Consider the following 12,754-nt stretch of genomic DNA (forward strand, 5'->3'; position numbering starts at 1 on the left):
TCAACTGACGCATAGTCAGATTACTGAACTGACGGCACGTCAGGAATGGTCGTGCACGGGAAAGCTTGTGCGGTCCGGGGCGTGCGGGGTTGGTGGCGCGGAAGCGGCGGGCGGCGGTGGCGGGTTTCGCGAGCATCAGAACTGACGTACCGTCAGAACGGATCGATGGAGAGCGGAGCAGGAGCGGCAGTGCGGCGGGCCGCGCCGGCTTCCCGGCCGGCCCGTTGGCGATGAGGCGGCCGGCGGCGGCGTCGTTGGCTGATGACGTGAGGGGGCGGTTTCGTGAAGGGCGGGGCTGTGGGGGCGGAAGGGGCGCTGGGGGCCGGGGCGCGGGTGGCGCGGGGCGGGGTGCGGGGTGATCTGCCGGAGGTCGACGCGTTCACCAGGCCGTACTGGGACGCGGCGGCCGAGGGGCGGCTGCTGGTGCGCCGTTGCCGTGCGGAGGGGTGCGGCGTGGCCCATCACTACCCGCGCGAGTTCTGCCCGCGCTGCTGGAGCGAGGACGTGGGCTGGGAGCAGGCCGGCGGCCGGGCCGCCCTCTACACCTGGTCCGTCGTGCACCGTAACGACCTCCCGCCGTTCGGCGGCCGGGTCCCGTACATCGCGGCCGTGGTCGACCTCGCCGAAGGCCCCCGGATGATGACCGAGATCGTCGACTGCCCGGAGTCGGAACTACGGATCGGCATGCCGCTCGTGGTGCACTTCCGCCGCGGTGGCGGAGAGGGCGAGGGCGACGGCGGCGAAGGGGGCGCCATCCCCGTCTTCCGGCCCGCGTGACGCCGTCCCGTGCCTCGCCCCATAAGCGCCTCGGCCCCTCGCCCTCCGGCCCTCTCGCCCCTCGCCCCCGCGGCTCCGATGCTCCGGGGCCCCTCGGTTCTGCGGCTCTGAGGCTCTGGGCCCCTCGCTTCGTGGCTCCGGGGCTCTTAGCCCTGCGCAGGCCGGGGCGAATTCCGGTGGCGGTCGCGGCGGGTGCCGGGGGATGCTGTGGTCGTGTTGATCCGTGAGGCGACCGCGGGTGACTGGCCCGCCATCTGGCCCTTCCTCCACGCCATCGTGGCGGCGGGGGAGACCTACACCTATCCGCGGGACCTCGATGAGGCGACGGCCCGCGAGATGTGGATGCTGACGCCGCCGGGCCGCACGGTCGTCGCCGTCGACGAGTCCGGCACGGTGCTCGGCACGGCCAAGATGAACCCCAACCACATGGGCGGCGCCGCGCACATCGCCAGTGCGAGCTTCATGGTCGACCCGCAGTACGGCGGCCGCGGCACCGGCCGGGCCCTGGGCGAACACGTACTGGACTGGGCCCGCGCCGAGGGCTATCGCGCGATGCAGTTCAACGCCGTGGTGGAGACCAACACCGGCGCCGTCGCTCTTTGGGAGTCCCTGGGTTTCCGGATCATGACGACGCTCCCCGAGGGCTTCCGGCACCCCACCAAGGGCTATGTGGGGCTGCACATCATGTACCGGCAGTTGTGAGGACGTACCGGCAGTCGTGAGGGTGCGTGGGGAGCCGGCCGCCGACGACCCGACGATCACTCCCCCTGGCTCACGGCCAGAGCAGCTCCTTCGCCCAGCCCTCGCCCTCGTAGCGGTAGTTGAGACGTACGTGGCGCCGCCGCGCATCGCCCTGGAAGAACTCGACCTCCTCGGCGCGCAGCACGTACAGCGTCCAGCTCGGCACCGGGGCCTCCGGCTCGCGCCGGGCCCGCTCCCACGCGGCGTCGGAGGCGCGGGCCAGCTCCGCCGTCGAGCCGAGCGCCTCGCTCTGCCGCCCGACCAGCGCCGCGGCCAGCGCGCCCGTGGAACGACGGTGCAGATCGGCCGCGCTCTCCTCGGGGCCCGCCGCGGTCACCGACCCCCGGACCCGTACCTGACGGCCGACCGCCGCCCAGTAGAAGCCGAGCGCGGCGCGCGGCCGCACCGCCAGTTCGCGGCCCTTACGGCTGCCGCGGTGCGAGGCGAAGTGCCAGCCGCGCTCGTCGGCGTCGTGCAGCATCAGGGTCCGCACGGAGGGGTCGCCGGACGCGTCGGCCGTGGCCAGCGTCATGGTGTGCGGCTCGGGGACACCGGCCTCGGCGGCCTCCCGCAGCCACTGCCGGAACAGCGGCAGCGGGTCGTCCGGCGCCGCCGCCGGGTCGAACGACGGCAGCTCGACGTCCCAGACCCGCAGCCCGCGCAGCAGCTCACGGAACGCGCGGGACTCCGCGGTGTCGGAGTGGCGCGCGTGCGGGGGCGCGGCGGCGCCGGTGGGCGTGGCATCCGGCGTGTCCTGGTGCCCGGGGTGATCAGCCATGTCAGGCAGCGTACGTGGGACCTGCGGCGGAGGGGACGGGGCCGGCTGCCGCCCCGCTCGGTGCCGGTGACGCCGATGGTGTCGGTGATGCCGATGGCGTCGGTGACGCCGGTGACATCGGCGTTGCCCGTGTCGCCCCTGAGGTCAGTGGGGTCGCCGGCACCGGATAGTCCTTGAGCGTGATCGCGTTGGCCCCGCGCTGCACGTCCTCGGCGATCTTCTTCGCGACCAGGTTCTTCCACGGCATGTGGGGCAGCATCCGCATCATCAGGTGCCGGAACCGGATCTGGCGGCGGGTGTCCGCCGTCATGTCCCGGGCGAACTTCCGTGCCAGCGCGTGGTTGACCGCGACATAGCCGCGCATCTCCGCTTCGTAGCGCCGCAACGCCTCGCCCGGCCCCTGGCCGTCCGCCGCCAGCTCCCCGGCCAGGACGTACGCCCCGACCAGCGCCATCCCCGTGCCCTGGCCCGACGCGGGCGAGGCGCAGTGCGCGGCGTCGCCGAGCAGCACCACCCGGCCGCGCGACCAGCGGTCCATCTCGATCAGATACATCCCGTCGAAGTAGAAGTCGTCCGCCTCGCGGGCCGCGGCGAGCAGCCGTGGGACCTCCCGCCAGCCGCGGGCCCCGTCGGTGCCCATCCCCGCGAACGCGGCCTCCAGCAGGGCCAGTTGCGGTTCCCGGTCGCGGTGGTCGTAGCTCAGCCGTGGCGAGCGGAAGGAGAGCCAGCCCTTGGCCGCCGGGTCCCCGGCGCAGCGGTAGGCGCAGATCAGCCGGCCGGGCTGGGCGTGGTACAGCTCCTCGCGGTCCAGGCCCAGGTCGTTCGGCAGGGAGAAGGCGGAGATGTAGGCCCCGAGGTGCCGCAGGAACTGCTCCTCGGGGCCGAAGGCCAGCCGCCGGACGGTGGAGTGCAGGCCGTCCGCGCCGACGACGAGGTCGAAGCGACGGGGAGCGGCATGCTCGAAGGTGACCTCGACGCCGGCGCCATCGTCGCCGGCGCGCCACCCGTCCGGCGCGGTCGATGCGCCGGGCTCCGCGGCGGCGGTCGGGGCGACGGGTATGAGGGAGGCGATCGAGTCGCCGAAGAGGTACTCGACGCCCGCCCGGGTGCGTTCGTAGAGGATGCGTGCCAGATCGCCGCGCATGATCTCGTCGTCCCGGCCGGTCCGGGCGCCGAAGATGTCGGCGGGGAGGGAGGCGATCCGCTTGCCGTCGTCGTTCACATACGCACCGCCGCGCATGTCCGTACTGGCGCGCCGGATGTCCTCCAGGATCCCCATCCGGTCGGCGACCTCGATCGCCGCGCCCCGGATGTCGACCTTGTAGCCGCCGGTCCGCAGTGCGGGGGCACGCTCGACGACGGTCACCGCGAAGCCGTAGCGGTGCAGCCAGTGGGCGAGCGCCGGGCCGGCGATGCTCGCGCCGGAGATCAGCACGGTCCGGCGGGTGGCGGTGCCGGGTGAGGAGTCGGCGCGGGGCGATGAGTCGGTGCCGGGCATGGCGGGATTCCCTTCGGGTGCGTGGTGCTCCGGAACGGCTTGACTGCGCCGGGGTGGTCGCGGCGCTCGGTCGTGGTGCACGCGCTGACCGGTGACGGTGACTATACGAGCGTCTTAAACGTTTGTCTATGACGTTTGTTCAAATAGCCTGGCCTGGCCTGGCCTGGCCTGCGCCTGCGCCTACGCCGGCCCGGCCCGGCGCACCGCCGCACCGCACGCACCGCACGCACCCCCGCGCCGCCGTGAACACCCGCCGGGCCCGGCGGCGGGAAGTAGGACACTTCCCGACCTCGATGCTCACTAGCGTCGCCCTTGTCAGCACCGCCGCGAAGGAGCAGAAGTTGAGCAGGATCAGTACCAACCAGCCGCTCGGAACGCCGGCCTGGATCGATCTCGGGGTCCCCGACCTCGACCGTGCGAAGACGTTCTACGGCGCGCTCTTCGGCTGGGAGTACGAGGAGCGGTCGGCGGCGACCGGCCCCTTCACCCTGTGTCTGCTGCGGGGCCGGCGGGTGGCGGCGCTGCGGCCCGTTTCGGCCGCCGACGTCGAGGGCGAGTCCTGGTGGCACGTCCATGTCGCCACCGACGACTGCGACCGGACGGCCAAGCAGATCGTCGTCCACGGCGGAAGCGTGCTCGCGGCGCCCGAGGACGTGGCGGACCTGGGCCGTACGGCCGTCGTGGCGGACCCCACCGGTGCCCGCTTCAGCCTCTGGCAGGGGCGTTTGCTGCCGGGCTGCGAACTGGTCAACGAGCCCTGCACCCTGGTCCGCAACGACCTCGCGTGCCCGGACCCCGGCCCCGCCCGCCGCTTCTACGCCGCCGTCTTCGACTTCACCCTCGACGGCAACGACGACCTCCCCGACTTCGACTTCACCTTCCTGCGCCGCCCCGACGGTCATGAGATCGGCGGCGTCTTCGGCGATCCGGCGGCCACCGCGTCCCGTTGGCAGACGGTGTTCGAGGTCGCGGACACCGACGAGGCGGTGGCCCGCGCCCTCGCCGCGGGAGGTACCGCGGGCACCCCTGAGGACGCCCCCTACGGGCGCATGGCCCCGATCACCGACCCCTTCGGAACGTCCTTCAGCGTCATCACCCGCCCACCGGCGGCCGGTTAGTCACGGCCACCGGACAACCCCGGGCACCGGCCACCGGACACCCCCCGGGCATCGGCCGCCGGACAGCCCCCAGGCGCCGGCCCGGCCCTCTCCATCCCGCCGCCACCGCGGAAAACCCGTCGCGGCCCCCCAAGGCGACCGCTTACGCTCCCCCCATGTACTTCCACCAGATCTACGGCTGACACGGCCGAGGGCGTTCCACCGCCCCGCCCGCACCCAGGCGCGCCCGCGGCGCGGCCGGCTTTCCCCGCCGGTGTCGCGCGATGCCGCCCGGGCTGTCGGGTTTCCGTGTCCCGTTCCGTCGCTCTGTTCCGAAGGAAGTCCCAGCCTTATGCGTTCCTCTGTCCCGGCTGTCTTGTCCGCCCCGGCCGTCTCGTCCACCCCGGCTGTCTCGTCCACCCAGGCTGTCGCATTCGTCTCGCCGGCCCCAGCTGTCTCCGCGCCCGCCCATATCGCCATGATCGGCGCGCCCATGGTCAGCCATGTGCTGCCCAGTCTGGAGATCATCCGGGAGCTGGTGGCCCGCGGCCATCGTGTGACGTACGCGAACACCGACCACGTGGCCGACCTCATCGCCCCCACCGGCGCCGAGTTCGTCCGCTGCACCTCCACTCTCCCGGTCGTCGACAACGACTGGCCGCAGGACCCCATCGCCGCCGCCTCGCTCTTCCTCGACGACGCGATCGCGGTACTGCCGCAGTTGCGCGCCGCGTACGACGACGACCCCGCCGACCTCTACCTCTACGACGTCGCCGCCTACGCCGCCCGTGCGCTGGCCGAGGCGCAGGGCCGCGACCTCGTCCAGCTGTCCCCGACCTATGTGGGCTGGGAGGGTGCGCAGGAGGAGATCGGCGCGCAGTTGGCCGCCCTGCCCGGGGCGGACGCCTACCGCGCGCGGTTCGCCGACTGGCTGGCCGGGTGCGGTGCCGTCACCACCGACGTGGACGAGTTCTCCGGCAGGCCGCGGCGGGCGCTGGCGATGATCCCGCGCGCCATGCAGCCGTGTGCGGACCGGGTCGATGCCGCCAAGGTGACCTTCGTCGGCCCGTGCCTGGGCAGCCGTGCGGAGCAGGGCGGCTGGACGCGGCCGGCCGGTGCCGAGAAGGTGCTGCTGGTGTCGCTGGGCTCGGCTTTCACCAGGCAGCCGGAGTTCTACCGGCAGTGCGTGGCGGCGTTCGGGGACCTGCCGGGGTGGCATGTGGTGCTGCAGATCGGCAGGTACACCGACCCGGCGGAGCTGGGGGACCGTATCCCCGCGAACATCGAAGTGCGGTCGTGGGTCCCGCAGTTGGCAGTGCTGGAGCAGGCGGACGCGTTTGTGACGCATGCCGGGATGGGCGGCAGCAGCGAGGGGCTCTACACGGGAGTGCCGATGATCGCCGTTCCCCAGGGCGCCGAGCAGTTCGCCAACGCAGACCGGCTGGTGGAGCTGGGCGTCGCCCGGCGCCTCGACACCGCGGACGCCACGGCCCGGTCCCTGCGCCGCGCCCTGACGGAACTCACCACCGATCCGCGGGTCGCCGCGCGCTCGGCCGCGCTACGGGCGGAAGCCCGCGCGGCAGGGGGCGCCCGCCGGGCCGCTGACCTGATCGAGGAGCGGCTGGGCTGATGATCCCGGGCGAGGCCGACGGAGGGTGACGGGGGTGACGGGAGTGACGGGGGTGTGCCGGGGAGGCACGGAGTGGCGGGGTGCGGCGCGGCTCGGCCCCGTCACTCCCCGCCGTGCAGCCCTTAGGGGCTGTTCCCCGCCACCCCCTTCACCCCCGCCCCAACACCACCGTCCCCGACGAGCAGAACCAGCCGCCCGTGCCCGAGGCGACCGCGAGCTGGGGCAGCACGCCGCCGGCTTTGCGCACCTGGCGGTCCGGGCCGGCCTCGCCGCGGAGCTGCCGTACCGCCTCGACCAGCAGGAACAGCCCGCGCATACCGGGATGGCAGGCGGCCAGCCCGCCCCCGTCGGTGTTGACCGGCAACTCCCCGTCCCGCAGCAGCCGCCCCTTCTCGACGAACGCGCCGCCCTCCCCCTTGGCGCAGAAGCCCAGGTCCTCCAGCGTCACCAGGGTCATATAGGTGAAGGCGTCGTAGAGCTCGGCGAGGTCGATCTCGGCGGGGCGGACACCGGCGCGTTCGAAGGCCAGACGGCCGGAGACCGCCGCGGGTGAGACGGTGAAGTCGTCCCACTCCGACATGGCGGCGTGCGAGACGGCGGTGCCGGAGCCCAGCACCCATACCGGCGGCTTGGCGAGGTCCGGTACGTAGTCCTCGGCGACGAGCAGGACCGCGCAGCCGCCGTCGGAGCGGATGCAGCAGTGCAGTTTGGTGAACGGGTCGGCGATTACCGGGCCGGACAGGACGTCGTCGACGGTGATCGGCTCGCGGTACATGGCATCCGGGTTGGCCGCCGCGTTGGCCCGTGCCTGGACGGCTATCTGGGCCAACTGCTCCAGTGTGGTGCCGTATTGGTGCATATGGCGGCGGGCGGCCATGGCGTATTTGGCGATCAGGGTGTGCCCGTAGGGGACCTCGAACTGCAGGGGGCCGCGCGACCCGAAGGAGAGGTTCGCGGTGCGGCGCCCGGCCTTGATGTCGGCGCGGGCAGTGGAGCCGTAGACGAGGAGGACGGCGTTGGCGTGGCCCGCGGCGATCGCGTCGGCGGCGTGCGCGGCCAGGACTTCCCAGGTGGAGCCGCCGACCGAGGTCGAATCGACCCAGGTGGGGTGCAGCCCCAGGTACTCGGCGACTTCGACGGGCGCGAGGGTCCCCAGGCCGGCCGACGCGAAGCCGTCGATCACCGAACGGTCCAGCCCGCTGTCGGCGAGTGCCCGGCGCGCGGCCTGGGCGTGCAGGGCATAGGGGGTGGCGTCGTCCACGCGCCCGCAATCGGACAGGGCCACTCCGGCGACGGCGACCTTGCGATTCCCGTAAGGGGTGCCTGGGGTCATGAATCTGACGGTACATCAGATATGTGGGGGCGGGCAGGGGGCGGAGGGCCCGGGGACGCGCCTGCCCGCCTGCCCGCACGCTCGGCCGGCTCACGGGTTCCCGGCGGCGAGGAGCCCCGGGGAGGGCGAAGCGCCGGGACGGCCGGCCCGGGGCGGCCGTCCCCGGAAGGCCGTCCCGGCAAACGCTCCGCGAGGTGATTATCGGAGAATCGGAGATAACGGCACGGTCTTTCCAGGCTTTCCCGGGCCGGGTATTCTCCATGCGCTGTGTGTAATTCACCGGCCTTCCTTTCGGCCGGTTGACTGCTCGCTGTTGCCCATGCGGTGGAGCAGGCATTTCCGTGTGCGGGAGCAAGAGGTTCCCGCCTGTCCCAGGGAGTGTCATGTTCGCTTTCGCATCGCGGTTGCCGGCGCCTGTCCGGGCGTGCGGTTCCGGAAAGAAGTACGAGTTCTCGGCGTGCGGTGTCCCTTCCGGCGCCGCTGTTTTCGGCTCCCCGGCGGCGTACCCGCTCACATGACCGGCTGAAATGCGTGAACAGTACGAGTGGGGTAATGGCACCCCGGAGGGACGGCATCGGAATGGCGCCTCCGGCATGCGTCCTGGCGTTCGCTCTGCCGTCCGCCTGACGTCCTTATGCCGGCCGGCCCGCAATCAGCGCCGTAGGCCATCCGTCCCGTAATCCGCCCTGCCGTTCGCGCGATACCGGGCCGGAATCAATTTCTCGTTACCCACCCCCTCGCCCGGCGAATTTCCACTTCGCCCGGCACATGGCAAGTGAATTCCCCTTACAGTCCCACAGGAGGAAATCGTGCGCGTCTTCAAGCATCTCGCCCTCAGTGCGGTCACCGGATTGGCCGCCCTGCTTTTCTGTGCGCCCTCGGCATCGGCTGCGGCCGGTGCCGGACGCGGGCCGAATCCCCCGGGAGAGGAGGTCCTCCAACTGGTCGCCAAGCAGACGCAGGGCGGTCTCGTCGATGTGGACGGATCGGGCGGGCCGAGTCTGGGTGACGAATACGTCCTCAGCGGGGACCTCTTCCGCGGCAGCACCGCGGTCGGCACGTACAGCGAGATCTGCACACTGACCCGCTTCGTCCCCACCGACCAGTTCGACCTGCAGTGCGCGGCGGACCTGGCCCTCTCCCAAGGGCAGATCACCGTGCAGGGCCGGTTCACCGTCACCACGGCCGGCCCCGGAAACATCGATCTGGCGATCACCGGAGGCACCGGCCGCTACCGCACGGCCCACGGCTACGTCCACGCCGTCAACGTGACCGACACGGAAACGCGCCTCACGGTCCATCTCACCCTCTGACGGTGCCGACGACTCTCCGCGGGCGGCGGATCCGGGCGCTCCCGGGTCCGCCGCCCGCTGGGGTTCCGCGGGCCCGGCCGCGTCGAAACGAGCCGGGGGAACGGCCTAGGAAAGTGCCACCCCCGTCCCTACTATGACGGCCCGTCAGATCGGAAGCGGGGGCCCGTCGGACCGGACGGGCGTCGTCGCACGGCCGGGAGGAGCCCGCCGATGGATGCCGCGTTCACCGAGGAGCAGCAGGAAATCCGCCGTACGCTGCGCGCACTGCTGCTCAAGCGCTGTGGTCCGGACGAGGTCAAGGCGGCCGTACGCACCCCACCCGGCTACGACGAGGGCCTCTGGCGGCAGCTCGCCACCCAGCTCGGCCTGCCGGGCCTGGCCCTGCCCGCCGCCTACGGGGGAGTGGACTGCGGGCCCACCGAACTCGCCCTGGCCTGCGAGGAGACCGGCCGCGCCGTTCTGCCCTCGCCGCTGGTCGCCACCGCCGCGCTGGCCGCGCCGCTGATCCTCGCGCTGGGCGGCGAACGCCGGCGCGCCGAACTCCTGCCGGCCCTCGCCACCGGGGAGCGCACCGCAACGCTCGTCGTACCGGGCGGGCGGCTGGCCACCGCCCTGGCGCTGACCGGGCCGAACGACGGCGACTGGGCGGGCGGCGGCCGGGCCGGCGGAATCCAGGCGCGGCGGCAGGACGGAACCTGGCGGCTGTACGGGGAGGCCGGGCAGGTGCTGAACGGCCACACCGCCGACGTGCTCGTGGTGGCCGCGCACACCGGAGGGTTCGCACGCGGCCGCACCCTGCTCTTCCTCGTACGGGCGACGGCCTCCGGCCCGGCGGCCCCGTCGGACACCCGGCGCGCCGGAAGGGCAGAAGGGGCGGAGGGGGCGGAGGAGGCCCATGGGGCCGGTGCATTCGGCGGTGCCGACGTGCCCGGTCTGCTGCGCACCCGGCAGACGGCGCTGGACGAGACCCGTCCGCAGGCGCGCCTCGAACTGCGCGACGTCCCGGCGGAATTGCTGGGGGAGGAAGGCGAGGACGGGGGCGGGGACGCGGCGGCGGTGGCCGCCGCGCTCGCCGCGACCGGGGTGACGGCGGCCGCGGTGCTGGCCGCCGAGGCGGTGGGGGCGGCCGACGCCGCGCTGGCCCGTACCGTCGCCCACGTCCGGCAGCGCGAGCAGTTCGGCCGGCCCATCGGGTCGTTCCAGGCCGTGCAGCACCGGCTCGCCGATCTGTATGTGCTGCTCCAGGCGGCGCGCTCGGCGGCGTACTACGCGGCCTGGTCGGCGGGCGGCGGCCGGGCCGGGGGCGGGGGCGCCACGGGCGCGTACGGTGCGGCCGAGCCCGGGGTGGGGGCGCTCGCGCTGGCGCAGGCGCTGGAGACGCTGCGTGCGGTGGCGGCCGAGGCGGTGCAGCTGCACGGCGGCATCGGCTTCACCTGGGAACACGAGGCGCACCTGTACTTCAAACGGGCGGCCTGCGACGAACTGCTGCTGGGCCCCGCCCACCGCCTCCGGGCCCGGGCCGCCGAGGAGGCGGGCCTGTTCACGGACGGGGCACGTGAGACCGGCGGAGGCGGAGGAGCCGGCGGAGGCCGAGGGCCCGGCGACAGCCGTGGTGCGGACGGTCACCAAGCGGCACCCGCGCCCCCAGGGGTCGGCGAGGCGCCTGAAAGGGGCCGGGCCGCAGAGGCGGTCGAGGCGTGAGGCTGTCGGGGGAGCGCTTGGTGCAGAAGGTCTCCGCGACCCGTGCGTTCGCCCGGATCGCGCCGCACGTCGTTCCCGCGCTGGACCGTGCCGTGCACCGGCTGACCCGGGGAAAGGTGCTGCTCAGCGCGCGGATGCTGCCGGGTGTGGTGCTGACCGCGACCGGGGCCAGGAGCGGGCTGCCGCGGCGTACTCCGCTGGCGTGCGTGCCGGAGAAGGAGGGCGGCTGGCTGCTGGTGGGCAGCAACTTCGGGCGGCCGGGGCATCCGGCGTGGACCGGCAACCTGCTGAAGAACCCGGAGGCCGAGGTGAGTTGGCGCGGCCGGGACATCCCGGTGCGGGCCCGGCTGCTCACCGGCGAGGAACGGGCGCTGGCCTGGCGGGCGGCGCTGGAGTTCTGGCCGCCGTACGCCGCGTATCAGGCGCGGGTGGCGCGGGAGATCCGGCTGTTCCGGCTGGAGCGGCGGTGAGCCGGCCGGCCGGGAGCGGGGCTTCGCCCTGGCCCGTGCGGTCCGCCGGGCACACAGCGGGCGCCGCGGCGAACCCTTGAGGGGCCGCGCGGCGCCCGCTGTGTGTGCGGTACAGCTATGGCAGGACGGATACGGGATCGATGGCGAACCGCCCGGGGAAATCCGGGACTTTCGAGGTGCGGCTGCTTCTCGGGCCGCTTCCCCGGGAGCTTTTCGGCTGCTTCGTTATTTGGTCGGCTTCTTGCCGGTGATGCCGAGGTGCACCAGCAGCGCCAGATTCGGCTTGAGCTCGGCCTGTTTGACGCCCCAGCTCTGGAAGCCCTTCTGGTGCCCGGCGACCGCCGCCAGCATCGCGACGAGCGAACCCGCCATCGCGGGCGCACTCACGTCCTTGTCGACCTTGCCCTTGCTCTGCAGTTCCTTGATCGAATCGGTAAGGGAGTTGGTGACGGCATTAAGGATCTTCATGCGGATCTTGTAGAACCGCTTGTCGCCTTCGGCGGCACCCAGGTCGATCACGCGCAGAATCGCGTCGTGCTTCCGCCAGAAGGAGAGGAAGCCCTCGACCAGATCCTCCGCCGCCTGCCAGGCGGACTTGCCCACCCAGGAGCGTCCGGCGACAAGATCGGTCAGAGTGGCGCCTTCTTTGGCCATCTCCTCGGCGATTTCGAGGACGGCGCCCTCGACGTCCGGGAAGTACTGATAGAACGTTGCGGGTGAAGTCCCCGCTTTTCGGGCTACATCGATGACCTTGACGTCCCGATAGGGGGACGAACTGAGCATTTCGCTGAGGCAGTCGAGAAGCTTTTGCCGCGTCGCCTGTCCGCGGCGGCCGGCAACTCTGCCGTCGACGGTTCGAACTTGTCCTGTCATGCCGTCAGCTTACCGAGGGGTGATCGGAGCGCGATTTGGCTGCCTGCAAATGGGGATGGGGGAGTTCGGGGTGCGAGACCCCCGTGAGCGTGCCGGCGGCGGAGCCGCCCGAGGGGCACGGTCGCGGGCGACCGATTGGTCCGATCCGGTGAAGAGTGTTATCAACAGGCTGTGGACAACTTTGGTGGATAAGTGGTCACCGTCCGTGCCGCAAGTGCGCCGCGATGGCCGTCAGTTGAACATCCGCCCCGCCGTCGCCACGTTCCGCATACCTCGCGGTAATCGACCGTGCGTACGAATACCCGCCGGGCAAATCGCACGAAGCGGCGCTAGCTTGGACATCTGGCCGCCGTCGCGGCCGGCGCTCCGGCCTGCCCCGATGTCCGGGACGGCGCCACGCCAGGCGTCCTGGCGCCGAAATGACCTTCGAACGCGCAGAATTGGGCCGTGGGGTCACGAGCGACGACGGGGGCGGCATGACCGGTGGGGGATGGGTGAGCACAGCCGGAGGGACGGCATGGTTTCGGCCACCGCGGCCGCCGG

General features: G+C 72.6%; 11 protein-coding genes. 7 read left to right on the top strand and 4 right to left on the bottom strand.

Annotated elements, in window-relative coordinates:
- The first annotated feature begins 315 nt into the window (after positions 1–315).
- Positions 316–777 carry a Zn-ribbon domain-containing OB-fold protein gene (locus K7396_RS20860; RefSeq protein ID WP_373866974.1) on the top strand — a complete coding sequence of 154 codons (462 nt, stop codon included), beginning with the start codon at positions 316–318 and terminating at the stop codon, positions 775–777.
- A 213-nt stretch (positions 778–990) separates the two neighbouring features.
- Positions 991–1,479, top strand: coding sequence for a GNAT family N-acetyltransferase (locus K7396_RS20865; protein ID WP_086720585.1), 489 nt, complete (start codon positions 991–993; stop codon positions 1,477–1,479).
- Between the two features lie 70 nt (positions 1,480–1,549).
- On the opposite strand, the gene K7396_RS20870 is transcribed toward K7396_RS20865, so the two are convergent.
- Both K7396_RS20870 and K7396_RS20875 read right to left on the bottom strand, forming a co-directional pair.
- Positions 1,550–2,296 (bottom strand): pyridoxine/pyridoxamine 5'-phosphate oxidase, encoded by a 747-nt coding sequence (locus K7396_RS20870; protein WP_086720580.1) that lies wholly within the window; start codon positions 2,294–2,296, stop codon positions 1,550–1,552.
- A 1-nt stretch (position 2,297) separates the two neighbouring features.
- The gene (locus K7396_RS20875; protein WP_086720581.1) at positions 2,298–3,794 is read right to left on the bottom strand and encodes an FAD-dependent monooxygenase; all 1,497 of its coding nucleotides are present in this window, start codon (positions 3,792–3,794) and stop codon (positions 2,298–2,300) included.
- A 341-nt stretch (positions 3,795–4,135) separates the two neighbouring features.
- Here K7396_RS20875 and K7396_RS20880 point away from each other — a divergent pair, with 341 nt between their 5' ends.
- The gene (locus tag K7396_RS20880; protein ID WP_086720582.1) at positions 4,136–4,912 is read left to right on the top strand and encodes a VOC family protein; all 777 of its coding nucleotides are present in this window, start codon (positions 4,136–4,138) and stop codon (positions 4,910–4,912) included.
- Between the two features lie 457 nt (positions 4,913–5,369).
- Entirely contained in the window at positions 5,370–6,521 is a 1,152-nt protein-coding gene (locus K7396_RS20885; RefSeq protein WP_086720583.1) for a macrolide family glycosyltransferase, read from the top strand.
- A 148-nt stretch (positions 6,522–6,669) separates the two neighbouring features.
- Here K7396_RS20885 and K7396_RS20890 read toward each other — a convergent pair whose 3' ends face one another.
- A complete protein-coding gene (locus K7396_RS20890) occupies positions 6,670–7,854 on the bottom strand; it encodes a thiolase C-terminal domain-containing protein (RefSeq protein WP_152105141.1) in 1,185 nt (394 codons plus the stop codon).
- Positions 7,855–8,663: 809 nt separating this feature from the next.
- Between K7396_RS20890 and K7396_RS20895 the strand changes: the two genes are divergently transcribed.
- The 3 genes from K7396_RS20895 to K7396_RS20905 all read left to right on the top strand — a co-directional run bounded on the left by K7396_RS20895 (position 8,664) and on the right by K7396_RS20905 (position 11,338).
- A complete protein-coding gene (locus K7396_RS20895) occupies positions 8,664–9,167 on the top strand; it encodes a dirigent protein (protein ID WP_086721873.1) in 504 nt (167 codons plus the stop codon).
- A 210-nt stretch (positions 9,168–9,377) separates the two neighbouring features.
- Positions 9,378–10,868, top strand: coding sequence for an acyl-CoA dehydrogenase family protein (locus tag K7396_RS20900; RefSeq protein WP_152105140.1), 1,491 nt, complete (start codon positions 9,378–9,380; stop codon positions 10,866–10,868).
- 2 nt (positions 10,869–10,870) lie between these two features.
- Complete coding sequence (locus K7396_RS20905; protein ID WP_086719996.1) at positions 10,871–11,338, top strand: nitroreductase family deazaflavin-dependent oxidoreductase; 468 nt, start codon at positions 10,871–10,873, stop codon at positions 11,336–11,338.
- A 225-nt stretch (positions 11,339–11,563) separates the two neighbouring features.
- Here the strand turns inward: K7396_RS20905 and K7396_RS20910 are convergent, their stop codons facing one another.
- Positions 11,564–12,211, bottom strand: a complete 648-nt coding sequence (locus K7396_RS20910) for a TetR family transcriptional regulator (RefSeq protein ID WP_086719994.1) — start codon at positions 12,209–12,211, stop codon at positions 11,564–11,566.
- Between the last annotated feature and the right edge of the window lie 543 nt (positions 12,212–12,754).

The sequence above is a fragment of the Streptomyces angustmyceticus genome (genome assembly GCF_019933235.1).
Lineage (GTDB): Bacteria > Actinomycetota > Actinomycetes > Streptomycetales > Streptomycetaceae > Streptomyces > Streptomyces angustmyceticus.

Bases quoted from the DNA above. Each gene is read 5' to 3' on its own strand.
- K7396_RS20870 (WP_086720580.1), bottom strand. From the start codon at position 2,296: ATGGCTGATCACCCCGGGCACCAGGACACGCCGGATGCCACGCCCACC.
- K7396_RS20875 (WP_086720581.1), bottom strand. From the start codon at position 3,794: ATGCCCGGCACCGACTCATCGCCCCGCGCCGACTCCTCACCCGGCACC.
- K7396_RS20885 (WP_086720583.1), top strand. From the start codon at position 5,370: ATGATCGGCGCGCCCATGGTCAGCCATGTGCTGCCCAGTCTGGAGATC.
- K7396_RS20890 (WP_152105141.1), bottom strand. From the start codon at position 7,854: ATGACCCCAGGCACCCCTTACGGGAATCGCAAGGTCGCCGTCGCCGGA.
- K7396_RS20900 (WP_152105140.1), top strand. From the start codon at position 9,378: ATGGATGCCGCGTTCACCGAGGAGCAGCAGGAAATCCGCCGTACGCTG.
- K7396_RS20910 (WP_086719994.1), bottom strand. From the start codon at position 12,211: ATGACAGGACAAGTTCGAACCGTCGACGGCAGAGTTGCCGGCCGCCGC.